General features: G+C 65.3%; 17 protein-coding genes and 13 pseudogenes. 13 read left to right on the top strand and 17 right to left on the bottom strand.

Annotation, left to right across the window (positions count from 1 at the left end; genetic code table 11):
• Positions 1 to 88 precede the first annotated feature (88 nt).
• From AC3IYI_RS41635 to AC3IYI_RS41620, 4 genes and pseudogenes are all read right to left on the bottom strand, one after another.
• A pseudogene (locus AC3IYI_RS41635) lies at positions 89 to 1,598 on the bottom strand (ISL3 family transposase).
• Between the two features lie 108 nt (positions 1,599 to 1,706).
• The gene (locus tag AC3IYI_RS41630; protein ID WP_489412179.1) at positions 1,707 to 2,798 is read right to left on the bottom strand and encodes a class I SAM-dependent methyltransferase; all 1,092 of its coding nucleotides are present in this window, start codon (positions 2,796 to 2,798) and stop codon (positions 1,707 to 1,709) included.
• A 420-nt stretch (positions 2,799 to 3,218) separates the two neighbouring features.
• Positions 3,219 to 3,998, bottom strand: coding sequence for a transposase family protein (locus AC3IYI_RS41625; RefSeq protein ID WP_489411985.1), 780 nt, complete (start codon positions 3,996 to 3,998; stop codon positions 3,219 to 3,221).
• Positions 3,999 to 4,475: 477 nt separating this feature from the next.
• Complete coding sequence (locus AC3IYI_RS41620; protein WP_489412178.1) at positions 4,476 to 5,333, bottom strand: ETX/MTX2 family pore-forming toxin; 858 nt, start codon at positions 5,331 to 5,333, stop codon at positions 4,476 to 4,478.
• A 416-nt stretch (positions 5,334 to 5,749) separates the two neighbouring features.
• On the opposite strand from AC3IYI_RS41620, the gene AC3IYI_RS41615 reads away from it, so the two are divergent.
• The 5 genes and pseudogenes from AC3IYI_RS41615 to AC3IYI_RS41595 form a co-directional block, all read left to right on the top strand.
• The gene (locus AC3IYI_RS41615) at positions 5,750 to 7,060 is read left to right on the top strand and encodes an IS701 family transposase (protein ID WP_489412177.1); all 1,311 of its coding nucleotides are present in this window, start codon (positions 5,750 to 5,752) and stop codon (positions 7,058 to 7,060) included.
• A gap of 25 nt (positions 7,061 to 7,085) precedes the next feature.
• Positions 7,086 to 7,337: pseudogene (locus tag AC3IYI_RS41610) on the top strand (transposase); the annotation flags it as partial.
• Between the two features lie 175 nt (positions 7,338 to 7,512).
• Positions 7,513 to 7,812, top strand: coding sequence for a transposase (locus tag AC3IYI_RS41605; RefSeq protein WP_489408527.1), 300 nt, complete (start codon positions 7,513 to 7,515; stop codon positions 7,810 to 7,812).
• Positions 7,809 to 8,696: an IS3 family transposase gene (locus AC3IYI_RS41600; protein WP_489408528.1), complete on the top strand. Its 888-nt coding sequence runs from the start codon at positions 7,809 to 7,811 to the stop codon at positions 8,694 to 8,696. Before AC3IYI_RS41605 ends, AC3IYI_RS41600 begins: the two co-directional genes overlap by 4 nt.
• Positions 8,697 to 8,748: 52 nt before the next feature.
• Positions 8,749 to 9,108, top strand: a pseudogene (locus AC3IYI_RS41595) (transposase); the annotation flags it as partial.
• 7 nt (positions 9,109 to 9,115) lie between these two features.
• Here the strand turns inward: AC3IYI_RS41595 and AC3IYI_RS41590 are convergent.
• The gene (locus AC3IYI_RS41590) at positions 9,116 to 9,865 is read right to left on the bottom strand and encodes a transposase (protein WP_489412176.1); all 750 of its coding nucleotides are present in this window, start codon (positions 9,863 to 9,865) and stop codon (positions 9,116 to 9,118) included.
• A gap of 131 nt (positions 9,866 to 9,996) precedes the next feature.
• On the opposite strand from AC3IYI_RS41590, the gene AC3IYI_RS41585 reads away from it, so the two are divergent.
• Both AC3IYI_RS41585 and AC3IYI_RS41580 read left to right on the top strand, forming a co-directional pair.
• Complete coding sequence (locus AC3IYI_RS41585; RefSeq protein WP_489412175.1) at positions 9,997 to 10,917, top strand: ISAs1 family transposase; 921 nt, start codon at positions 9,997 to 9,999, stop codon at positions 10,915 to 10,917.
• Positions 10,918 to 10,958: 41 nt separating this feature from the next.
• Positions 10,959 to 11,213 (top strand): annotated as a pseudogene (locus AC3IYI_RS41580) (transposase); the annotation flags it as partial.
• An 8-nt stretch (positions 11,214 to 11,221) separates the two neighbouring features.
• Here the strand turns inward: AC3IYI_RS41580 and AC3IYI_RS41575 are convergent.
• A protein-coding gene (locus AC3IYI_RS41575) for an IS5 family transposase (protein ID WP_489412170.1) occupies positions 11,222 to 12,030 on the bottom strand; the annotation gives its coding sequence in 2 pieces (ribosomal slippage) (positions 11,222 to 11,682 and positions 11,682 to 12,030; 810 coding nt in all).
• Between the two features lie 39 nt (positions 12,031 to 12,069).
• Here AC3IYI_RS41575 and AC3IYI_RS41570 point away from each other — a divergent pair.
• The 3 genes and pseudogenes from AC3IYI_RS41570 to AC3IYI_RS41560 form a co-directional block, all read left to right on the top strand.
• Positions 12,070 to 12,629: pseudogene (locus AC3IYI_RS41570) on the top strand (IS5 family transposase); the annotation flags it as partial.
• 327 nt (positions 12,630 to 12,956) lie between these two features.
• Positions 12,957 to 13,088, top strand: coding sequence for a hypothetical protein (locus AC3IYI_RS41565; protein ID WP_489412174.1), 132 nt, complete (start codon positions 12,957 to 12,959; stop codon positions 13,086 to 13,088).
• 185 nt (positions 13,089 to 13,273) lie between these two features.
• Entirely contained in the window at positions 13,274 to 13,762 is a 489-nt protein-coding gene (locus AC3IYI_RS41560; protein ID WP_489412173.1) for a beta-class carbonic anhydrase, read from the top strand.
• Positions 13,763 to 13,924: 162 nt separating this feature from the next.
• On the opposite strand, the gene AC3IYI_RS41555 is transcribed toward AC3IYI_RS41560, so the two are convergent.
• Complete coding sequence (locus tag AC3IYI_RS41555) at positions 13,925 to 15,016, bottom strand: IS110 family RNA-guided transposase (RefSeq protein WP_489412276.1); 1,092 nt, start codon at positions 15,014 to 15,016, stop codon at positions 13,925 to 13,927.
• A 383-nt stretch (positions 15,017 to 15,399) separates the two neighbouring features.
• Positions 15,400 to 16,089: pseudogene (locus AC3IYI_RS41550) on the bottom strand (transposase family protein); the annotation flags it as partial.
• Between the two features lie 36 nt (positions 16,090 to 16,125).
• Here AC3IYI_RS41550 and AC3IYI_RS41545 point away from each other — a divergent pair.
• Both AC3IYI_RS41545 and AC3IYI_RS41540 read left to right on the top strand, forming a co-directional pair.
• Positions 16,126 to 16,467 (top strand): annotated as a pseudogene (locus tag AC3IYI_RS41545) (transposase family protein); the annotation flags it as partial.
• 12 nt (positions 16,468 to 16,479) lie between these two features.
• Positions 16,480 to 16,965 (top strand): annotated as a pseudogene (locus AC3IYI_RS41540) (IS6 family transposase); the annotation flags it as partial.
• A gap of 146 nt (positions 16,966 to 17,111) precedes the next feature.
• Here AC3IYI_RS41540 and AC3IYI_RS41535 read toward each other — a convergent pair.
• The 9 genes and pseudogenes from AC3IYI_RS41535 to AC3IYI_RS41495 all read right to left on the bottom strand — a co-directional run.
• Positions 17,112 to 18,303 (bottom strand): annotated as a pseudogene (locus tag AC3IYI_RS41535) (IS3 family transposase).
• A 67-nt stretch (positions 18,304 to 18,370) separates the two neighbouring features.
• Positions 18,371 to 18,610, bottom strand: coding sequence for an integrase core domain-containing protein (locus AC3IYI_RS41530; RefSeq protein ID WP_489412275.1), 240 nt, complete (start codon positions 18,608 to 18,610; stop codon positions 18,371 to 18,373).
• Between the two features lie 44 nt (positions 18,611 to 18,654).
• Positions 18,655 to 19,404, bottom strand: coding sequence for a transposase (locus AC3IYI_RS41525; protein ID WP_489412172.1), 750 nt, complete (start codon positions 19,402 to 19,404; stop codon positions 18,655 to 18,657).
• 109 nt (positions 19,405 to 19,513) lie between these two features.
• Positions 19,514 to 19,696, bottom strand: a pseudogene (locus AC3IYI_RS41520) (DDE-type integrase/transposase/recombinase); the annotation flags it as partial.
• 43 nt (positions 19,697 to 19,739) lie between these two features.
• Positions 19,740 to 20,030 (bottom strand): annotated as a pseudogene (locus tag AC3IYI_RS41515) (integrase core domain-containing protein); the annotation flags it as partial.
• Between the two features lie 4 nt (positions 20,031 to 20,034).
• Positions 20,035 to 21,395: pseudogene (locus tag AC3IYI_RS41510) on the bottom strand (IS30 family transposase).
• Positions 21,396 to 21,399: 4 nt separating this feature from the next.
• Complete coding sequence (locus AC3IYI_RS41505) at positions 21,400 to 22,113, bottom strand: IS3 family transposase (protein WP_489412171.1); 714 nt, start codon at positions 22,111 to 22,113, stop codon at positions 21,400 to 21,402.
• Positions 22,110 to 22,403: a transposase gene (locus AC3IYI_RS41500; RefSeq protein WP_489411963.1), complete on the bottom strand. Its 294-nt coding sequence runs from the start codon at positions 22,401 to 22,403 to the stop codon at positions 22,110 to 22,112. The genes AC3IYI_RS41505 and AC3IYI_RS41500 overlap by 4 nt, the downstream gene beginning before the upstream one ends.
• Positions 22,404 to 22,464: 61 nt before the next feature.
• A pseudogene (locus AC3IYI_RS41495) lies at positions 22,465 to 22,734 on the bottom strand (IS3 family transposase); the annotation flags it as partial.
• A 91-nt stretch (positions 22,735 to 22,825) separates the two neighbouring features.
• Here AC3IYI_RS41495 and AC3IYI_RS41490 point away from each other — a divergent pair.
• A protein-coding gene (locus AC3IYI_RS41490; protein ID WP_489412170.1) for an IS5 family transposase occupies positions 22,826 to 23,634 on the top strand; the annotation gives its coding sequence in 2 pieces (ribosomal slippage) (positions 22,826 to 23,174 and positions 23,174 to 23,634; 810 coding nt in all).
• Positions 23,635 to 23,642: the final 8 nt, after the last annotated feature.

The raw sequence follows: 23,642 nt of genomic DNA, 5'->3' as shown, positions 1-23,642 counted from the left end.
TACAGCTGCCGTGACAGTAACCCTCAACACCGCGAGATACACCGCCCCTTTGGCTCTGTCTCACATTCGGTGGTGACGGAGAGTGCCGCTATTCGAGGAGGATGCGGTGGCGGAGGAGCGGGAAGCCTGCTCGGCCGTACATTTGCCGCTTGATCAGCTTGGTCTTGTTGTTGACGCCTTCGGTGCTGCCGTTGTGGTGCGGAAGCGTGAGCGCGGCGATCACGGCGTCGCGGTCTCGGTCCAGGCCCCGGGCGAAAGCGTGCAGATGGGGCAGGTCGGCCGTCCGGACCTCGACGGTCCAGTGCTCGAAAGCGTCGGCATTTCCTGGGTCGGGCACCAGGAGCTGGGCGAAGGGCGGGATGCAGGCGGCGAGCCGGGTCATTTCGGGGCAGGCGGCGGTGAGTCGTGCCAGGAGGTCGTGGTGTTCGGTCTTGAGGTTGTCGGGCTTGGTGAGGATCATCCGGGCCAGTCGGCGCGGGGAGATGTGGCTGCGGTCGGCGTCCGCGCGGCCTTGGTTGATGTACTTGTGCAGGAGGTTGAGGCAGCCGGTGAACCCGGGGGCCTTGATCTCTTCGAAGAGATGTCGGACGGGGGCGGCGGGGTCTTCGGCTCGGCGTTTGCGCAGGTGTTCGCGGTAGGGGTCGACGAGGCTGGCACGGTATTTGGGGACGCGGAGCATCCGCTCGGGTTGCTCGGCTCGGGCGTAGCGTTTGACGGTGTTCAGTGCCAGCTGCAGGCGGCGGGCGCATTCGAGCAGGCCAACGCCCGTGTCGAGCAGGTCGTGGACCTGGTGCCAGCGTTCGAGGGTGGTCTGTGCGCGGGGCCCGTCGTACAGGGGTGTGTCCAGCACGGCGGCCCAGCAGGTGCTGTGTGCCTTGACCTCGCTCAGGGCGGCCTCGCACAGGTTGTGCCACAAATGCCAGCGGTCGGCGACCTGTACCGCGTCGGGCAAGGCGCGACGGATGGCTTCGGGCGTAGGTCGTCGAGCCGTCGCGGCACACGATCTCGACGCCCGGATGGGTTCGCAGCCACGCCTCCAGAGTGTCGGCGGTGCGGTCGGGGAGCACGTCGATCCGTTCATGGGTTTCGGCGTCGATCACCACGGTGGCATAGCGGTGCCGCCGGCGCAGGGCGAAATCGTCGACACCAATCACCCGGTGCACACGCCCGGTGGGCAACGGGATGCGCAGCAGGGTGCGCAGGGCCGTGTGACGCGACAGGCCCACGGCGAGTATCGCCAGAAGACGCGATCCAGCCCGGCCCGCTAACTCTTTGACCACGGCCTTGACCTGCCTGGTCAGACGGGCCGTGCGTCGCTGGTATCGCTCCAACACCCCGGGCATCTGCTCGCGGAAGGTCTGCCGGCAGCCGCGTGTGGGACACACCAGACGCCGCACCCGCACACGGACCACCACCCGGCGGTCGTCGACCGGCACGTCGGCAACTGTCCGCCAGTGGTAGCCGTGCACCCGCCCCGCCGACGCCCCGCACACCGGACAGATCGCCGCCTCCTGCGGAGTCCGCGACCGCACCACGATCCGTTCACCCTCGTCGGCCACATCTTCGATGACCAGCGGGAACAGACCCGAAAACACCATCTGCACAAGCTCGTTGACTTCCTTCACGCGAAGGTCAACGACCCGCACGACTCTCCGTCACCACCGAATGTGAGACAGAGCCGCCCCTTTGACAGACCTTGCCTCGTGTCAGCGGCGAGTCGCCCGCAGCATCTGGACACGCCATCGGGCCACACCGCTGGCCGGTTGTGCCCGGACTCGGGCTGCGAGGCCTTCGGTGAAGCGCTGCCCAAGTTCGGGCACAGCGGCGAGGTCCGCGAACAGCGAAGGTCCGAAAGCAGCTATGAAGGAGGCCGCCACCTCATAGGCATACGCCTTTACGTTCCCGTCTACTACATAGCGCTCCCAGACCGGGTCATCCAGGATAACCAGTTCCGCCTCGGCGAGGCGGAACCTGTCCACGAACGCCCCTCCACGGCACAGTGGGCCAAGGTATTCCGAGGTCGTACGGTTCCACGTGGGTACGGTCATCGCGGTCAGTTGCTCGTCCGAGAGGAGGCCCTGGGCAACCATGCTTTCCAACTCGTCCAAAGCGAGATCAAACAGCTCTTCAGCACCACTGAGCCCGTCATCCGTAGCCGCTCCACCGGCCACGACCAGTTGTCCGCCCGGCATGAGCTCCTCGGCCCGATGTCCGAGAAACGCTGCCCAGTCCACGGCCGCCTGCTCGCGAAGGGCCTCGCGAGGTACGCCAACTGCGCGCGAACAATAGAGGTGCCCATCGATCGGCTGCGGAACACGAGAAAGCCAGTGCACTGCGATTGTGCTCCACGCCAAGTGCAACTCGTCGGGAGGGAATAGCGGCTCGTAGAAAGAGCGAGCTTGCGCGCAACCGAAAACGCCGGGTTGCCGAGTGTAGGAAGCATCCCCGGACAGATTGGCAAAGAGTGCCCCGAAGTCATTTTCGGGAATATCTGTATGCGTTACCAATACGGGCGTACCGGGCCGACGCGCCCGGATCGCAGCAACCACACGCCCCATCGGCACCATGGCGTTCGTACCCGAAGCGCAGCCCAAATCCGCCACACGAAAAGCCTGGCCATCTGCGGGTACAGCGATTTCCTCCAGCGCCCGGTCGAGCATGCCGATCGCCGCCGCCAGCCCCACGCGCTGCGCTGCGGAGTGGGCTCCGTAGCCGCTGCCCATTACGCCGGACTTGCTCCCACCCGATCGTTCTCTCATGACATTCAGGTGTTTCCGATTCGGCCCATCATCAGTCACTGCATCACCTGGCTATGCGCGAGGATCGGTAGATAAGCAGCTGGGTCAGCTGGCCAACATGCATCCAGTAACTGCCATTGGAATTCCCTCTCAATCCGTGCTGCGAGCAGAGGAAGTTCACGCGTTCGCATTATTATCTCTTCTTCCTTTGTCGTAACATCGCCAGCCTGTATACTCAATGAACTTGTCTGTGACGGTCGGGAGAATTGAGTCATAGGAAGTGTATCCGGATTGAGCGGCTGACGAAGCAGGCTCGCGAAGCTACCTGGAGCCAGTGAGGCACACTTGCCCGACACAATCTCTGCCGCTCGTTTGGGCGAATACGGCTGCGCGCGACTCACAGCACTCACGCTAGTTGTCAACAACCTTCGTCAGTTTTATAGTCGAGGCGGGAGATCCCGGGAGGCCTATTCACGGGGTTCACCAGCCCTTCTTGTAGAAGGCGAGGGCGGTGATGGTCCTGGTGATGAGGGGGAAGGTTTGGAGGGCGCCGCGGTAGCGGGTGGCGAGGATCTTCCAGTCCTTCAGGTGCGCGATCGCCCGCTCGACCGCGGCGCGGAGTTTGCCGATGCTCTGGTTGTAGACCTTGTCTCCGGCGGGCCGTTCCCGGCCTGGGGGCTTGCGTCTCGCGGTCAGCATCCCGGAGCCGAGGTAGCCCAGGTCACCGATGTCCTCCCGGTTGGCGAACGTCCCGGGAAAGTGGGACTGCCGCCAGGCATGCATGTCGTGCCGTGAGCCCGGGACGGGCGCCGGGACCGCGAGCAGATCCCCTGACAAAGTGGCCGCGACCTGCAGGTTGAAGCCGGTGTCCCTGTGCTTGCCGGAGAACATTGTTGTGCCCTCGCTTGCCCCGTCCCAGGTGGTCACCAGGGTGCCGTCGATCAGGACGATGCGGCCGGCTGAGATCTCCGTGGGGTCCGGGACGTGTCCGGCCAGGACCTTCTCCACCACCGGCAGTAGCGTCGTCCACCGCCTGGAGACAGTGGCCTGGGAGATCCCGAACAGCTCCGCGGCCGCCTCCTGGACGGGGTTCTGCCGCAGCAGGAACAGCACCAGTACCACCGACTTGTACAGCCCCAGCACCCACATCCGCCCCGGCGTCACCGTCCGGTCCGGATCCTCCACCAACGCCCGGTGGACCTGTTCCACCAGCCCGCCCAGTTGATCCTTGTCCAGCCCTGTCGTAACGTCCCAGCTCAACGGCCCTGCCCCGGTAATGATCTGACGTCTTCGCAAACATCAGGCTACGGAGCAGGGCCCTCTTCACGATCAAGGAAATCGGGCTACGAACCCCCGTGAATAAGCCTCCGGGCCTGGGTCGATCTGTGCAGGACCGAACTGGCAGCTCCTGCGCAGGTCACAGACCCAGGCCTCATGACGGTGCCGAGATGTATGCGTTATCGTGGCTGGTGGCAAAGCCGCGGGATCCTTTGAAACGGTTGATGGCGGGTTCAAAGAGGGCGCACTTCCCACAGCTCTCGCTGCCGAAGGGCGGCGACTGGTCGAATGGTGTGATGGGGGTGTGACGCGTCGTGGCAGATGGTGTTGATGCGCGCCCACGCGGGAGGGACTATTTCGGAGCCGGTGGGAGCATGGCGCTACGCCATCTCAGGCAAGAGAACCCAAAATAGGCGAGAGCCCGGTCGACCTAGAGGTCGTCCGGGCTCCATTTTGCTGTCAGCCACTCACCTTAGCAGTGGCTGTAGCAGCTCCACCTATGCCTTTCTTCTGGAGCACCTGAGCAGATGAGCTGCAAGATGCCGCTGATTCCTCCGGAGTCATCGGGCGCGAGGCGGCGATGAGGCCCACGACGGGCTGAGCGGCAAGTGCATAAGGATTAGATGGCTTTCCCATTTCTCCCGTAATATCAGTCACGACCTTGTACATGCCCGGAAACATATTGTCGGTTACGCCCCATCTGACCGCAGGTACGTACACGTCCGCAACTCCGTGGGAAGTCCCATAGTAGGTAGCCCGTTCCAGCCATCCCACCCTGCCAGGGCTCACATTCACCGTCGTGTTCCCACTCTGAGTGCTACTTGTCCCCCACGCGTAGCTGTAACTGGCCGTGACCGAAGTATTTATTGTGACATCTGCACCGACCCCAAAGGGTGCGACCTTCACTGCCACCGATGCCCCCACAGTCACGGCGCCGCCCACAGTGTTGGTCGCACTATTTGTGTAGGCCCATCCAAGAGACTGGCTTGCGGGCTGATCGGTGCAGTTGAAGACCAGGTCGCTGATTTGCTTTTTGTAGGAAGGCTTCCAGTCATAGCGGCCCTCTTCGTAGAATCCGGTAATTCTACACTGCCCCCATCCGGTGCCGTACCCTACCTTCTCGCAGTAATTGGTGGCCGTACCGTAACGCACTTTCAGTGCTTTATGCGTAGACGTATCCACGAAAAATGAATTCGCCTCCCCATGTGTCAGAAGGTACTGGTCATAAGCAGTGAGCCTGGACGCATCCATTGCGTAGGCTTGCGGGGCTCCAGCTACGATTGCTAGAGAAGCGGAGACGCAGATCAATCCCGACATTCGGCGGAAATTGAATCGTATGCTCATTGAAACCCTTCCGATGGAGTTGGCATAGGCCGAGTGTAGCGATCCCGCTTTACCGCGAGCGAGCCGCACGGCAAAAACCACCGTCACCTTGCCTGTGCGTGATTTGAAATCACGCGGCAATGCATGGCTACCATTAACTTGGGTAGCTATGCGGCACTGCGACTCACACGCCATGTTTACTTATGCCGACGCTAACAAGAAGGGGCGCAGGTGTAATAGATGGGGGCAATGCTTGACGCTAACGACAGATTTTTTGGGAGCCAATGATCCATAGGCCGTTTCCTATGTCACGGCAGCTGTAGTTCGTGAGGCATTGGACGTCGTCGCTGGTCAGCGTGGCGGGTGGGTGCCTGCGGGCAGAGGTGCGGCCACCTGCATCGTGATCGTTTGTGAAGACGAATCAAGAGGCGGTGGCCGCGCAGGCCACGGTAGTACACGCCCTGTGGGGCGAGTCCTTCGAGGCCTTGATGGGCCGGGTCGCGGGCTGTTTCCCACGCCGGGAGACGCGGCTGACCTGCCGGAACATGGTTCAGGGGCTACTGATGGTCAAGGACTCGGCGAACTGCTGGTCGCTGGCCGAGGCCATCGGCCACACCGGTCCGCACGTTCTGCAGCATTTCCTCTCCCGTGCCCGCTTCGACACCGAGGCGATACGTCGGTCGGCCGCGGCATGGACGGTGGAGCAACTCGGCTCCATGGACGTGATGCTTGTGGTGGACGAGACGGGCGACGAGAAGTCCTCCTCCGACGCGGTCGGTGCGGCCCGGCAGTACTCCGGCGCGCTGGGAGGGATCGGGTTGTGTCAGGTCGCGGTGCATCTGTCCTACGTGAGCGCCGACGGACACGCGCTGATCGGCCACCGTCTCTACCTCGGCGAGGCATGGGCTGGCGACGACGAGCGCCGTGAACTTACCGGGGTGCCCGACGAGACGGTGTTCGCCACCAAGCCGCAGCTGGCCGGCGACATGCTCAAGGACGCGTATGCCTCGGGCGTGCGCACCGCGTGGGTGGCCGCCGACGAGGTCTATGGCGGACGCGAGTTGCGCGAGGGGATCCGTAGCCTGGGCTACGGCTACGCGATCGCTGTGCCCACGAGCCACCGAGTCACCACACCGGGCGGGAAAGCCAAGGTCACCGACCTGCTGGAGCGGGTCCCCAAGAAGGCCTGGATGCGGTTGAAGACCGGCAACGGCACAAAGGGTGAGCGGCTCTACGACTGGGCGGTGATCGACGTGAACGCCGACGACACCCCGCCCGGCCAGGCCGCCGGACACAGCCACGTCCTGGTCCGCCGCCACCGCCGCACCGGCACCCTCTCCTTCTACCGCACCTGGCACCCCGACCCGCAGCCGACATCCGTGCTGGTCAGCGCGGTCTGCCGCCGCTGGCGCGTCGAGGAGGACTTCCAGGGAGCCAAGGGCCTGGCCCACCTCGACACCGGCCAGGTCACCTCCTGGACCTCCTGGCATCGCTGGAGCCTGATGAGCGTCCTCGCCTACGCCCTCCTGGCCATCGGCGCCCTCCACGAGAGGCAACGGGCCAACCCCGAGACCGACGAGACTGATGCCGACAGGGCGATGGGGCCCGTCAGCCCGCGTGAACTCCTCGCCTTGCTCCGGGCCTTCGCCCTGCCCCGACCCCGCCCACGCCCTGGGGGGCTCCCCCTGAGTGGTGGACACGCTGATACTGGATCTGCTTGATCCGGAGGAAGCGAGAAGACCGCCGATGGCGATGAAGGACTATTCGGACGAGTTCAAGGCCGATGCCGTGGCCCTGTACGAGTCCACACCTGGGGCGACGTACAAGAGCATCGCCGCTGACCTGGGTGTCAACCGGGCGACCCTGCGTGAGTGGGTGCTGCGGGACCGCGAACGCCGTGGGGTCACCGCCGCGGTCGCGAAGCCGGACGCCCGGCCTCAGGCGGCGGTGCCGTCCGCTGATCCGGACGAGCGGGTCCGGCAGCTGGAGGCCCGGGTGGCCGAGCTTGAGGCAAGTGAGGGACTGCCTCGCGGATGTCGGGATGCTGCGGGCCGAGCCCGGCGTGTTCGGGCCGGTGGCCTCCGACCCGACGGTCTCCCGCCTCATTGAAGCTTCCCCTTGGTCTTGGACACCTGGAGACTGGGACGTGTGGTTCCAGAGGAAGTAGTGCCAGGTGGGAAGTAAGTACACGAAGCGGTACTCGGCGGAGTACCGGCGGGACGCGATCGCGCTCGTCCGGTCTTCCGGCAGGACGGTGACCGAGGTCGCCCGGGAGCTCGGGGTCAGCCCGGAGAGTCTGCGCAACTGGGTCCGCCGCGATCAGGCCGACCGTGGCGAGGGCGCCCCGGGCGGGCTGACCAGCGCCGAACGCGAGGAACTCAAGCGCCTGCGCAGGCAGAACCGTGAGCAGCAGCAGACGATCGAGATCCTGAAAAAAGCGACGGCCTTCTTCGTGAAGGAGAGCGACCGGTGAGCGTGCTGTACCGGTTCATCCACACGGAGAAGGCCTGCTATCCGGTGACCCTGCTGTGCCGGACGGTGAAGATCGCCCGCTCCTCTTACTACGCCTGGTGCGAGGGCGAAGCCGGCCGCCAGGCCCGCCGGGCAGCCGACGACGCTCTCGCCCACGAGATCACCGTCCTGCACATCGCCTCCCGCAAGACTTACGGGGTGCCGCGGATCCACGCCGAGCTGCGGCGTGGGGGCCGGCGGGTGAACCGCAAGCGTGTCGCCCGGATCATGCGCCAGGCCGGCATCCAGGGTGTCACCCGCCGCAAGCGGCGTTCACTGACCCGAGCGGACAAGAAGGCCCGGCCGGCCCCGGACCTGATCGGCCGCGACTTCCACGCCGAGACCCCTGGTACCAAGCTGGTCGGGGACATCACCTGCCTGCCCACCGCCGAGGGCTGGCTCTACCTCGCCTGCTGGCTGGACCTGGCCACCCGCGAGATCGTCGGCTACGCCATGGCCGACCACCACCGGGCCTCCCTCGTCACCGACGCCCTGAAGATGGCCCAGGGGCGGGCTGAACTCCGCCCCGGATGCGTCATACACAGCGACCGCGGCAGCGAATACACATCAGCCGAATTCCGCAGTGAGATAGCGGAGTTGAACCTGCGGCAGAGCTGCGGACGCACCGGATCCTGCTTCGATAACGCCGCCGCGGAAAGCTTCTGGGCCCTCCTCAAAGAAGAGATCGGCACCCGCATCTGGCCCGACCGGGCCAGAGCCCGCGCCGACGTCTTCAACTTCATCGAAACCTTCTACAACCGCCGCCGCCTGCGCAAACACAAGACCCTCGGCTACCTCACCCCGGCCGAGACCAGGCAGCGACACCAGCACGCCCTCGCAGCGTAAACATCGAGTGTCCAGGATCACGGGGAAACTTCACATCAACACCCCCGCCACGGCTGGGCCGAAGGCCCTTCACGCGATACGGGCCGCGCGGGCCGAAGCGCGCGAACGCGTCTGGAACGTGGCCAAGAACGCGGCCCCGGATGCCTCAGGGCAGGTGATCGTGGACCTGGACGGGGTGCTCGTGCTGGCGCACTCCGAGAAGCAGGACGCCACCGCGACCTGGAAGAAGACCTTCGGACACCATCCTCTGATGGCCTTCGTCGATCACGGAAGCGGTGGGAGCGGGGAGCCGGTGGCCGGCCTGCTCAGGCCGGGCAACGCGGGCAGCAACACCGCCGCCGACCACATCACCACGACCCAACTCGCCCTGGCCCAGCTGCCGAAGAAGTACCGGCGTGGACGCCAGACGCTGAACCTTTTCAGCGGTGCCCCTCCAGGGTGAGGATGGCTTTGGTGATTGACGTGAGTTTGTTCGGGCTGGTTCGGGCTTTGCGGAGGATGCGCCAGGTCTTGATCCGGGCGATGGCTCTCTCGACGGGCCACCGGAGTCGGGAGTGTGCCCGGTTGACGGACTTCTGTTTGACGGTGAGGTCTTTGCCGGGTCGCCGGCGGTGTGGGACGGCGACGATGTCGCCGGCTCCCTGGTAGGCCTTGTCCGCCAGGACGGGGATGCCGAGGCGGATGCATGTGGCGATGATCCGGTGCCGACGGGCCGCGGTGAGATCGTGGATCCGGCCCGCGAGAGCGGGTGAGATCCAGACCAGGGCTCCGTCCGGCGCGGTGATGACCTGCATGTTTACCCCGTGGCGGCGGTGTTTGCCCGAGCAGTCGGCGCGGCCGTCACCAACCCGGTCGCACTCGGCGAGGGTCCCGTCCAGCAGGACATACCGGGCGTCCGCCGTTCTCAAAGCCGCGGTCAGGCCCGGCGCCCGGCCTGCCAGGAGCGCCACAACGCCGTGAACGTAGGCGTGGGTGGTACCCACGCTGATCCCGAAACCCGCCGCGATCTGAGTCAGGGTGTCGTTCTTCTTCAGGTACACCAGTGCGGCCAGGGCCCGCTCGGAGGGCGGCAGCTTGCACCGGCGGTCACCCTCCCGGGTGACGATCAGCATCGTCACCCACTCCACGAGGGCATGCGCAACATCGAGTACGGCACGATAGGGAACCAACAGAGCCCCCAGGCTGAAGAGTTGAGCATCGATACCTTGCTCAACAGCCCGGGGGCTCTGCCCGTTTCACCACCACCTCGTCACCCGATCAGTGGCCAAGTTGAAAATGCTCATTGATTCGTGAGTCTGCCATGCCCGCGTCGGTCCTGTCGCGTTCCGTCCTCCCGGCGGGTGATGCGGTGGAGGATGCCGATCCGCGTGGCCGTCGGGGGCGTCGGTATCCGCTGGTCGCGCTGGTGAGGGCGGCGGCCTGCGCGGTCGCGGCCTGGGCACGTTCGTACGCGGCAGTCGGGCACTGGCTGCGGCGGGCGCCCCAGGACGCTCTGACCCGGCTGGGGTTTCCAGTCCGTGGCGCGCTGGGGGTACGGCCGGCCGCGTCGATGGACACCGTCCGCCGGGTCATCGAGCGCCTGCACCCCTGCGGTCTGGCCGCGCTGCTGCGGCCTGCTGGTACGGATCGTGAGCGTCCTGTGCGGCTGGTGGCGGACGGCAAGAGCGCCCGGGGCTCGCGGACCCGGACGCGGACCGCGGCTCATCTCCTGGCCGCCATCGACCAGGACGATCAGGTCATCGCCCAGACAAGGATCCCCGACAAGACCAGCGAAGTCCCCTGCCTGCGCGCGATACTCGGCCCGCTGGACATCGAGGGCGCGTGGGTAAGCGCGGACGCACTGCACACACAGCGCGAGACTGCCCGCTTCCTGGTCGAGGACAAGAAGGCCCACTACCTGCTCACCGTCAAGCTCAACCAGCCCACCCTGCATGCCCGCTGCCGCCGTCTGCCCTGGGAGAAAGCCACCGCGAAGTACGACCGCACCGAAGGCCACGGCCGCAAAGAGACCCGCGTCATCCAGGTTCTGACCGTCCCACCTGGACTTTCCCCATGCCCGCCAGGTCGCCCGCGTCACCCGCCACCGCACCGACAAAACCACGGGCAAGCGGACCCGCGAAACCATCTACGTCATCACCGACCTGCCCTCACCCCAGGCGAAACCACACGACATCGCCCTGGCCCTGCGCAGCCACTACACATCGAAAACAAGATCCACTAAGAAGCCATCTCATTTGGTCCTCGCGGGGTAGGCTCTCGTTCATGGTGGGGATCGTTGAGCGGCTGGTGCCGGACGAGTTGTGGGTGCTGTTCCAGCGGGTGGTGCCGGAGGCGCCGTCGCGGCCCCAAGGCGGTGGACGGCGCCGGCACGGTGACCGTGAAGTACTGGCCGCGATCGTGTTCGTCGCGACGTCGGGTTGCACCTGGCAGCAGCTGCCCACGGCATCGTTCGGCCCTTCGGGGGCGACAGCCCACCGACGGTTCTCCGAGTGGAGCAAGGCCCGCGTGTGGGCTAAGACGTCATCTCATTTGGCCAGTCGGCGGTAGCAGATGAGGGTGCAGGCAAGGCTGGTGAAGGCGAGGAAGTGCTCGGCCTTGCGTTCGTAGCGGCGGTGGAGTCGTCGGCAGCCGGCGAGCCAGGACATGGTCCTTTCGATGACCCATCGGTGGCGGCCGAGCCGTTGTGAGGACTCGATGCCTCTGCGGGCGATGCGGTGTTTGATGCCGCGTCCGCGTAACCATCGTCGCAGGTGGGCGTAGTCGTAGCCCTTGTCCGCGTGGAGCTTGCCGGGCTTGCGTCGTCGGCGTCCGCGGCGGGAACGGATGGGCGGTATGCCGCGAACGAGGGGCTCGAGGGCCTGGCTGTCGTGCAGGTTGGCGCCCGAGATTGCGACGGACAGGGGCAGACCGGTCCGCTCGGTGATCAAGTGGATCTTCGAGCCATACTTGCCCCGATCGACAGGATTCGGACCTGTCAGATCCCCCTTCTCAAGGCCCTCATGTTCACCGAGTCGATCGCGCAGCGGGACCAGTCGAGCTCGCCGCGGGCGCCTCGTTCGTCGAGGACCAGGCGGTGGAGCTTAGCCCACACGCGGGCCTTGCTCCACTCGGAGAACCGTCGGTGGGCTGTCGCCCCCGAAGGGCCGAACGATGCCGTGGGCAGCTGCTGCCAGGTGCAACCCGACGTCGCGACGAACACGATCGCGGCCAGTACTTCACGGTCACCGTGCCGGCGCCGTCCACCGCCTTGGGGCCGCGACGGCGCCTCCGGCACCACCCGCTGGAACAGCACCCACAACTCGTCCGGCACCAGCCGCTCAACGATCCCCACCATGAACGAGAGCCTACCCCGCGAGGACCAAATGAGATGGCTTCTAAGCTCCACCGCCTGGTCCTTGACGAACTCGGCGCCCGCGGCGAGCTCGACTGGTCCCGCTGCGCGATTGACTCGGTGAACATGAGGGCCTTGAGAAGGGGGATCTGACAGGTCCGAATCCTGTCGATCAGGGCAAGTATGGCTCGAAGATCCACTTGATCACCGAGCGGACCGGTCTGCCCCTGTCCGTGGCAATCTCGGGCGCCAACCTGCACGACAGCCAGGCCCTCGAGCCCCTCGTTCGCGGCATACCGCCCATCCGTTCCCGCCGCGGACGCCGACGACGCAAGCCCGGCAAGCTCCACGCGGACAAGGGCTACGACTACGCCCACCTGCGACGATGGTTACGCGGACGCGGCATCAAACACCGCATCGCCCGCAGAGGCATCGAGTCCTCACAACGGCTCGGCCGCCACCGATGGGTCATCGAAAGGACCATGTCCTGGCTCGCCGGCTGCCGACGACTCCACCGCCGCTACGAACGCAAGGCCGAGCACTTCCTCGCCTTCACCAGCCTTGCCTGCACCCTCATCTGCTACCGCCGACTGGCCAAATGAGATGACGTCTAAGACCTGAGATTTCCGGCGCATCACACTAGGTCACCGGTCGTGCCCTTGGAGAGGTCCATGACGTCGGCGATCCCCTCTCACACATTGTGGCGTGAAACACCCCGTTTTGCCTTGTTAGCTGAGAGGGCACGACAGTAGGTCTGTCTGTATGACCAGCGAGAACGCCCCCGCGATAGACCTGGTCGCGAAGCCCAGGCGCAGCACAGTCAGCCCCGAGTGCAAGCTGCGGATCGTGGCCGAGTACGACGCCGCGCCCAAGAGCGAGAAGGGCGTCGTGCTGCGCCGCGAGCGCTTGTACGACTCCCACGTCAAGGAATGGCTGCGAAGGACGCCGGTGCCCTGGATGCGCCGGCCGACTGGCGGACGGCAGGTGTGCGGCCGAAGAAGTCGGCAGCCGAGCTCGAGAACGAGAAGCTGCGGCGGCGAATCGAACGCCTCCAGAAGTAGCTGGAGAAATGGGACGCCGCGCTGGAAGTGCTGGGAAAAGGAGTCCGGCTCTTGGAACTACTTCGTAAAGCGGTGGGTGGCTGGAGGCCATCGGTCGGAGCTGGGTGAGGTGCTGGAGGAAGCGAACAGCAACCGCTGCTGGCCTCGACCCAAGGTGGCACACTGGAAGGTAGCAGGAGGCGGATATGAGTACAGTAGACGAATATCTTAGTAATAATTCTTCCTATGCCGAGACTCATGCAGGGCCCCTACCGTTGCCGCCATCGCGAGGCGTAGCCATCGTGGCCTGTATGGATGCGCGCATCAACGTGCACGCCATCTTGGGCGTGCAGCAGGGAGAGGCTCACGTCATCAGAAACGCAGGCGGAGTGGTAACCGAAGACGTTATACGATCCCTAGCAATCAGCCAAAACCTCCTAGGGACCAAAGAGATAATACTGATCCACCACACCGACTGTGGAATGCTGACATTCGGAAACGATGACTTCACAAGGCAACTAAAAGATACTTGCGGAGTCACTCCGCCCTGGTCGCCGGAAGCCTTCAGGGGCCTTGAAGAAGATATTGGCGACTCTATGGCGAGGATAATTAGAAGCCCGTTTGTTCCGTACACAGATGCGATCCGGGGCTTCATATTCGACGTGGCAAGCGGATACCTGCGTGAGGTTAAGTGAGCACCCCGCTGGCGAACAGAAGCTCGCGGGTGAGCTTGCTCCGCTTTGGCGGACAACTTTGGTGTGGTGGTGAGGCCGCGAGGATGGTCTCGTATTCGGCGGGGCTGCGGTAGCCGAGGCTGCTGTGGAGCCGATGCAAGGGCTCTGATGCCCCTATGGATGTCAAGCGGGGGTGTTGGGCTGAGTTGGCTCGGTTCTCGGAGTGACGATGTGCCGGTAGATCTCTCGTGCGACGTAGCGTTTGAGACAGCGGATGATCTCTCGTCGGGTTTTGCCTTCGGTGAGGCGTCGTTGCAGGTAGGTGCGGGTTCGGTGGTCGCAGCGCAGGCGGCTGAGGACGATGCGGTAGAGGGCGGCGTTGGCCTGGCGGTCGCCTCCGCGGTTGAGTCTGCGGCGCTGGGTCTTGCCGGAGGATGCCTCGACCGGGCTGGTACCGCACAAGGCTGCGAAGGATGCCTCGCTGGCCAGGCGTTCGGGGTTGTCGCCGGCAGAGATGAGCAGGGCGGCGGCACTGTCCGGGCCGACGCCGTAGACCTCGAGCAGGCTCGGGACGCTGGCCTGGACGGCTTCGGTTATCCGTTTGCCCAGCTCGTCGATCTCCTCGGTGAGGTGCCGGATACGGCGGGCCAGGAGCCGCAGGGTGTGGCGGGCGGCCGCTGCCGGACCTGTCGTTGCGGTGGCGTCGAGGTCGGCGCATCGCTTGATCAGGTGCGGGTTGCTCAGCCCCGCCAGTGACTCGCGCAGAGGCGTGTCGGTAGAGACCAGGATGCTTTTGAGCTGGTTGATGGCCTGGGTGCGGGACTTGACCGCGGAGCTCTTGGCCAGCTTGAACAGCCTCAGCGTCTCGACGGGGCCGTCGCTGGTCTTCGCCGTGGCGGTGGCGCGTCCGGACAGCACAGCGCGTGCGGCCGCCTCGGCATCGGCAGCGTCGGTCTTGCCGTGACGGCGCCGGGCCGCCCGGTCGGGCTGGTTGACCTCGGTCACCTCAATGCCCCCAGCCCGCAGGTGCCGTGCCAGGGCGGCTCCGTAGGAGCCGGTGCACTCCACCCCGGCCCGCCGAAGCGTGCCGAACGAGCGGGCCCAGTCGAGGAGCTGCCGGTATCCATCGGCCGTCGCCGGGAAGCTGCGGCCCTCCAGGACCGCGCCGAGCACGGTGATGACCGCGGCGGCATGGACGTCCTTATGGGTGTCCACACCGAGCAGGACATCCTCCGCAGTGTCTGCCGGGAGATGACAAGGGATGGTGGACTGCATGATGCTGGGCAAGGCCGCTGTCTCCTGATTGCTCCGGGAACCGATGGCCGCCGCCGGGCCGAGAGGGCGGTCAAGACTGTGACGGTGCCTGTCGCGAAGGCCCCTATCGGGACACACCCCTCTGCCCGGCGGCAGCACGCACCGTCCCGGACGCCAGCCGGCAGATCAACGCCAAGGCACTACAGCCAGTCACGTTGCGGGCCAGACCGCCACCCGGAACAGCACCCCAACATCCTCACAGTCACGTTGTCGGGGCGGGGTGGGATGATCTTCGGGTTGTCTGCTTCAGGGAGGGGAGCCGGCCGTGTTGTCCGCACCGCGGTCGTACAGAAACCACTGCTACCCGGCGGAGATCATTGCGCACTGAGCCTTTTCCATCTTGATCAGTTGGCGAGTTCGAGGGCGACGACGGCTCGGACGACTGCGGTGATTCGGGTGGTGCTGCAGCGGAGCTTCCGCAGGAGTCGCCAGCACTTGAGGGTCGCCATGGCGCGTTCGCCGAGGCTGCGGATCTTGGCGTGGTCCCGGTTGTGACGTCGGCGCCAGCCGCGAAGGTTCTTGCCCCGGAACGGGACGCGGACGGCAGGACCCGCACCTTGGTAGGCCTTGTCCGCCCAGCACTTGACGCCGTCGGTGGCGAGAGCGGCGGGAATGCCATGGGTCCGGGCCGCGGTCAGGTCGTGAGTGGCCCCCGGCAGCGCGTCCGATGCCCAGATCAAACGCCCGGCCGGATCGGCGATGACCTGCACGTTCATGCCGTGATGCTTCTTCTTCCCCGAGTAGTACGGCCGGTCGGCGGCGATGCGGTCGATCGGCAGCACGGTGCCGTCGAGGATCACGTACGCCTTCTTCCGCACGGTCTGCATGGCCTGTTCGAGCGTGGGCGCGAGGGCGGCCAGGAGGTCGACGGCCTCGCGTATGTACCGGTAGACCGTCGCGATCCCAACCCGAAAACCCGCCGCGAGGCGGGCGTAGGTGTCGCCGCAGCGCAGGTGAGCGAGGACGAGCAGGGCCTGCCGGCTACAAGTGAGGCACCGCCAGCGGGAACCAATGCGGGGACGGTGACCTGCGAGAAGACCTGGAGGAGCAGGTTAACCTAACGGCATTGGGTCTGGATCTCACCCGCTCTCGCGGGCCGGATCCACGATCTCACCGCGGCCCGTCGGCACCGGATCATCGCCACATGCATCCGCCTCGGCATCCCCGTCCTGGCGGACAAGGCCTACCAGGGAGCCGGCGACATCGTCGCCGTCCCACACCGCCGGCGACCCGGCAAAGACCTCACCGTCAAACAGAAGTCCGTCAACCGGGCACACTCCCGACTCCGGTGGCCCGTCGAGAGAGCCATCGCCCGGATCAAGACCTGGCGCATCCTCCGCAAAGCCCGAACCAGCCCGAACAAACTCACGTCAATCACCAAAGCCATCCTCACCCTGGAGGGGCACCGCTGAAAGGTTCACTGTGTGTGGCTGTACTTCCGCTTCCCTCTGAGTTTCCGTGAGGTCGAGGAGCTGATGGTCGAGCGCGGCGTGATCGTCTCCTGCGAGACGATCCGTCGCTGGTGTCTGAACTTCGGCCAGACCTACGTGAACGCGCTGTGCCGGCGGCGCCCCCGCCCCGGCGATAAGTGGCATCTCGACGAGGTGTTCATCAAGATCAACGGGGAGTGGAAGTACCTGTGGCGGGCCGTCGACGAGGACGGCCATGTGGTGGACATCCTGGTCCAGAACCGGCGGGACAAGGCCGCGGCCAGGCGTTTCTTCCGCCGGTTGATGAAGACCACCGGGACGGTGCCCAGGATCGTTGTCACCGACAAGCTCCGCTCCTACGGGGCCGCACACGGTGAGGTGAGGCCATCGGTGGAACACCGCTCCCACAAGGGATTGAACAACCGGGCAGAGAACTCCCACCAACCGACCCGGCAGCGGGAACGCGCGATGAAAGGATTCTGTCGGCGGCGCTTGAATCGTGACCCACCCTGGCCGGTTGAAGATTGACCCCCGGTCCGTCAGTTGATGTTGTTCATTCCCCGGTGTTGGCGGGTGGAACCCGGACGGTGGGCCTTCCCCCGTGATGGTGGGCACGCGGTTATTGATCACGCGGCGAGCGTGAGTTTAGCGGCGTGGTGTCGGCGTTCGTATTCGTTGGGGCTGAGGTAGCCGTTGGCGGAGTGCCGGCGGCGGGTGTTGTAGCGGGTCAGCCAGGCGAAGACGGTTCTGCGGCAGGCGTCGGCGTTGCCGTAGTCGCGGGTGTCTTGGAGGGTCTCGCGTTTCAGGGACGCGTGGAAGCTCTCGCAGGCCGCGTTGTCGGCGCTGGTGCCGACCGCGCCCATGGATTGGGTGACCCCGAGCTGTTCGCAGAGGTCGGCGAAGGCCAACCGTATTGGGCCCCGTGGTCGGAGTGGAACACGGCGCCATCCAGGCCGCCGCGGGTCGAGGCGGCCATCTGCAGTGCGTCGGTGACCAGGCTGGTGCGCATGTGGCCGGCGATGGACCAGCCGACGACTTTGCGGCTGAAGCAGTCCAGCACGGTGGCGAGGTAGAGGAACTGCCCGCCCGCGAGCGGCAGATAGGTGATGTCGCCCATGTATTTCCGACCCGGTCCGGTGGCGGTGAAGTTCCGCTGGAACAGATCAGGAACCGGTGAGGCTGAGGGGTCTGGGACGGTGGTGCGGACGCGTCTGCGCAGGCGGATGCCGGTGATGGAGAACGTCCGCATGACGCGGGCGACCCGCTTCTCGTTGACCTGCCGCCCTTTCTCCCGGAGCTCGGCGGTCACTCGCGGGGAGCCGTAGGCGCCGCCAGACTCGCCGTGGATCCTACGGATCTCCTCGGCCAGGAATCGGTCCTCCCGCTGTCGGGTGACCCGGGCCTCGGCACCGGCGAGCCACTTGTAGTAACTGGACCGGTTCACGTCCAGGACTTGGCAGAGCCGCTTCACCTCGTAGGTGTTCCGGTGGTCGTCAACGAACTGGAAGCGGCTCCTCACCAGTTCGTCTCTCCGGCGAAATACTTGGCCGCCTTGCGGAGTATGTCCCGCTCAGTGGCGAGCTTGCACTCACTTGCCTCAAGCTCGGCCACCCGGGCCTCCAGCTGCCGGACCCGCTCGTCCGGATCAGCGGACGGCACCGCCGCCTGAGGCCGGGCGTCCGGCTTCGCGACCGCGGCGGTGACCCCACGGCGTTCGCGGTCCCGCAGCACCCACTCACGCAGGGTCGCCCGGTTGACACCCAGGTCAGCGGCGATGCTCTTGTACGTCGCCCCAGGTGTGGACTCGTACAGGGCCACGGCATCGGCCTTGAACTCGTCCGGATTGAACCGCCCCGGTTTTCGTGGAGGCGTTGATGTGTGGTTTTCAGGCTGCTTGGGCGGGCTGGTGTGAACGGTGGTGGACGGTCTCGTACTCAATCGGGGGGAGGTTGTCCGCGGAGCCGTGGAGTCGTCGCTCGTTGTACCAGTCGACCCAGGGCAGGGTGGCGATCTCGACCTCGTCCAACGTGCGCCAGGGGGCCTGCATCTTGATGAGCTCGGTCTTGCAGAGACCGGTCATCGACTCGGCCGCGGCGTTATCGTAGGCGTCGCCGACGGTGCCGATGCTGGGTGCGGCGCCGGCTTCGGCCAGGCGGTCAGTGAACCTTTTCAGCGGTGCCCCTCCAGGGTGAGGATGGCTTTGGTGATTGACGTGAGTTTGTTCGGGCTGGTTCGGGCTTTGCGGAGGATGCGCCAGGTCTTGATCCGGGCGATGGCTCTCTCGACGGGCCACCGGAGTCGGGAGTGTGCCCGGTTGACGGACTTCTGTTTGACGGTGAGGTCTTTGCCGGGTCGCCGGCGGTGTGGGACGGCGACGATGTCGCCGGCTCCCTGGTAGGCCTTGTCCGCCAGGACGGGGATGCCGAGGCGGATGCATGTGGCGATGATCCGGTGCCGACGGGCCGCGGTGAGATCGTGGATCCGGCCCGCGAGAGCGGGTGAGATCCAGACCAGGGCTCCGTCTGGCACGGTGATGACCTGCATGTTTACCCCGTGGCGGCGGTGTTTGCCCGAGTAGTCGGCGCGGCCGTCACCAACCCGGTCGCACTCGGCGAGGGTCCCGTCCAGCAGGACATACCGGGCGTCCGCCGTTCTCAAAGCCGCGGTCAGGCCCGGCGCCCGGCCTGCCAGGAGCGCCACAACGCCGTGAACGTAGGCGTGGGTGGTACCCACGCTGATCCCGAAACCCGCCGCGATCTGAGTCAGGGTGTCGTTCTTCTTCAGGTACACCAGTGCGGCCAGGGCCCGCTCGGAGGGCGGCAGCTTGCACCGGCGGTCACCCTCCCGGGTGACGATCAGCATCGTCACCCACTCCACGAGGGCATGCGGAACATCGAGTACGGCACGATAGGGAACCAACAGAGCCCCCAGGCTGAAGAGTTGAGCATCGATACCTTGCTCAACAGCCCGGGGGCTCTGCCCGTTTCACCACCACCTCGTCACCCGATCAGTGGCCAAGTTGAAAATGCTCACTGTAGCGAACCGACGTATATTGACTGCCCGCATCGCTGTGATGGATCAGCCCGGCCAGGTCATGGCGGCCTTCACGCCGACGCGTCCAGATGGCCATGTTGAGCGCGTCCATGACGAGTTCGGTCCGCATATGTCCGGCTGTGCGCCAGCCCAGGACCCGACGGGAGAACACGTCGATGTGAGGGGCACCGAGGAAAACGGACTGTGCTTGCGCGAGAAACTTACGCTGCGAGCTGTATCTTCTCGTATTCGCGGTGAACCTCTTGCGGGGTCTTGTACCCAAGTCCCGAGTGCAGGCGTCTACGGTTGTAGAAGACTTCTATGTACCGCACTATCGCCTTGCGTGCGTGTTCCCGGGACGGGAAGGTAGTGCGATACACGAGTTCGTTCTTCAGGGCTCCGAAAAAAGACTCGGCCATGGCGTTGTCCCAGCAGACTCCGGTCTTGCCGACCGAGGGCCGCATTTGCATCCTTTGAAGTTTCGTTCGGAACTCTTGTGAAGTGTACTGGGCGAGTTCAACCGATCGATGCAACACCAGGTTTTTGAAGTGAGCGTAGTTGCTCTTCGAAGACTTCGGCGGGTGTCTTCCACCCGAGGATCTTGCGGGGCCGGCTATTGAGTGCGTATGCGACGGCTTCGAGGTCTTCGGCGGACCACCGAGACAGGTCCGTGCCTTTCGGGAAGTACTGTCGCAGGAGCCCGTTGGTATTCTCGTTCGTCGGTCGCTGCCAGGGCGAGTGGGGGTCAGCAAAGAACACCCGCGTCCCGCTCTCCATGGCGAACTGGGCGTGACCGGAGAGCTCCTTCCCGCGGTCCCAGGTGAGGGTCTTGCGTAGCTGCTCGGGCAACTTGGTCATCGACTCCGTCAGTGCCGCGTTCATCGCGACGGCCCCGTATCCGCCGAGCGATGGCCCGTTCTTCACATACGGTTCCTCGCCCCAGCCATCCAGCCGTGGCAAATGGACCAAGAGCGTGGACCTGCTGCTGCGCTCGACGAGCGTGCCGATCGCGGACCTACCCGTCCCAATGATCAGGTCGCCCTCCCAATGGCCAGGGACAGCACGATCGTCGGCCTCGGCCGGGCGCTCACTCAAAACGACATCAGCGGTGACGTGGCCCTGCCGCTTGTTTCGGGACCGCGTCCTTGGCTCCCGCAGCGCACGGCCCGTGCGCAGACACGTGACCAGCTCGCGCTTGAGCGCGCCCCGGCCCTCGATGAACAGCGACTGGTAGATCGCCTCGTGGCTGATGCGCATGGACTCATCATCAGGGAAGTCGACCCGCAGCCGGCGCGCGATCTGCTCCGGGCTCCATGCCGTCGACCACCGCCTGTCCTGGCGGCGGGGCTTGTTCAGTCCCTTCCACGGTGCCGTCGCAGGACCTGAAACGATCGTGCCGTCGGGCCGACGGATGTCACCGGCGAGCCGGTCCTGCACATACTCACGCAAACGGTCGTTGTCCACGAGCTTCGCCGTCTTTGGGCGCTTCGCGGCCTGCTGCGCCTTCCACTGGGCTACCACAGCGCGGTAGACCGGCTTGCCGCTCCTGGTCGCGGCGTTGCGACGCAGTTCGCGAGAGATCGTTCCCGGAGCTCGCCCGATCGTGCGGGCGATCTCACGCACGCTCTTGTCCTGAGCTTTGAGCACTGCAATCTCCTCACGCTCGGCGAACGACAGGTACCGGCCCGAGGGCTCGTCCAGACTCAGCGGCGCCATCCCGCCAGCGTGTCGGAACCATCGGATCCCGACCGTGCCGACACCCCGACCTCCTCGGCAGCCTGGACAGAAGTGATCCCCGAGGCGATCAGGCGCCAGAAGTCTCGTTGCACAGCGCGCGATGGCTCAGGCCGGCCCGGTGAGCGCATCGGCGGCCGCATCGCCCTATCCGCAGCCCACTGCCGACGCAGACCTGCTGGCGGCTGCGACCCTTGCTTCCTCGGCAGACCCATTACACACCTCCATGATCACGAGGTGTTGCGACGACCAGTTGAATCCACCCTGGCTTCCTCTGTCAGAGTGAAATATGCATCCATCAGCGAGCTTGATATTGCCCGCTGCCATGTCGACGGCGTCCGAGATGAGGGATGTCTTCATGTGGTTCGCCATGGACCAGCCGACAACGGCCTTGGTGTGGCAGTCAATCACCGTCGCCAGGTAGAGGAAGCCGTCCCAGGTGTGGATGTATGTGATGTCTCCCACCAGTTTCTGTCCGGGAGCGGCGGCCGTGAAGTCGCGTCCGAGGAAGTCCCGGAGTGCCGGCTGATCATTGTCTGACACGGTCGTGATCCGCCAGGGCCTTGGCTGGCAGGGGACCAGGTCCAGGTCCCGCATCAGGAGACGCACCAGCTCGGGCCCTGCCTCGACGCCCTTGCGGCCGAGGGCGGCGTGAACTCGGCGGTATCCGTAGGTGCCATCGGATTCGTCGAAGACATGACGAATGATGAGCTTCAGTTTTTCACGCCGCTCAAAAGTGGGCGAAGCCGGTCGCATTTTCCAGGAGTAGAAACCAGAGGTGGAAACGTCAAGCCAGGTGCACATGCCCGTGATCGGGAAATTATCCTTCTCGCCGTCGATGAACTCATACTTCTCGGTCACCGATGGTCGCGGGCAAAGAAGGCTGCCGCTTTTTTTAGGAAGTCCCGTTCGGTGGTGACCTCCTGCAATTTCTTCTCCAACTCGCGGACACGCTCGTCCGCGGCGATGGAATCTGCCATCGGTTCGCCTGCGAGGTGCCGCTTCCGGTACTGGGCGACCCAACGACTCAACGAGCTCTCGGTGACACCGAACTCCTTGGCGACATCCGCGTGGGGGCGTGATTTGTCGAGTACTTCCCGCACTACTCGCTCTTTGAGTTCTGCCGAGTACGGGGTCGTGCGCTTTGCCACTTACCTATCCTTTGGTCAAGGTAAGTATCTCTTGCATGGCGGGAGTCCGCGAACTTCGGGGCACCTCAATGACGAACGCGACGTAGACCGTTCCCGCCCAGGTGGCGACGTAAGTGAAGCCGGTCACCCAGAATTCGTTGGGCGCCTCGGCGGTGAAGTTGCGGTTCACCAGGTCGTTCGGCCGGGCCGCGGCCGGATCCGGGACGGTGGTGAAGCGTTTCTTCCCGCGCACCGCGCCGGCCAGGCCGAGGACTCGCATGAGGCGCTCGACGGTGCACCGTGCGACATCGACGCCTTCCCGCCGGAGCTGACGCCAGACCTTGCGGGCCCCGTTGTCGTTGCTCCCGTAAGAATGACCCCCAGGTGCTCCTTGGGTTCTAAGAAGCCATCTCATTTGGTCCTCGCGGGGTAGGCTCTCGTTCATGGTGGGGATCGTTGAGCGGCTGGTGCCGGACGAGTTGTGGGTGCTGTTCCAGCGGGTGGTGCCGGAGGCGCCGTCGCGGCCCCAAGGCGGTGGACGGCGCCGGCACGGTGACCGTGAAGTACTGGCCGCGATCGTGTTCGTCGCGACGTCGGGTTGCACCTGGCAGCAGCTGCCCACGGCATCGTTCGGCCCTTCGGGGGCGACAGCCCACCGACGGTTCTCCGAGTGGAGCAAGGCCCGCGTGTGGGCTAAGCTCCACCGCCTGGTCCTCGACGAACGAGGCGCCCGCGGCGAGCTCGACTGGTCCCGCTGCGCGATCGACTCGGTGAACATGAGGGCCTTGAGAAGGGGGATCTGACAGGTCCGAATCCTGTCGATCGGGGCAAGTATGGCTCGAAGATCCACTTGATCACCGAGCGGACCGGTCTGCCCCTGTCCGTCGCAATCTCGGGCGCCAACCTGCACGACAGCCAGGCCCTCGAGCCCCTCGTTCGCGGCATACCGCCCATCCGTTCCCGCCGCGGACGCCGACGACGCAAGCCCGGCAAGCTCCACGCGGACAAGGGCTACGACTACGCCCACCTGCGACGATGGTTACGCGGACGCGGCATCAAACACCGCATCGCCCGCAGAGGCATCGAGTCCTCACAACGGCTCGGCCGCCACCGATGGGTCATCGAAAGGACCATGTCCTGGCTCGCCGGCTGCCGACGACTCCACCGCCGCTACGAACGCAAGGCCGAGCACTTCCTCGCCTTCACCAGCCTTGCCTGCACCCTCATCTGCTACCGCCGACTGGCCAAATGAGATGACGT

The sequence above is a fragment of the Streptomyces sp. GL_148 genome, from assembly GCF_057834205.1.
The sequence above is the reverse complement of the archived record's forward strand: the minus strand, read 5'-3'. Positions and strand labels throughout refer to the sequence as shown.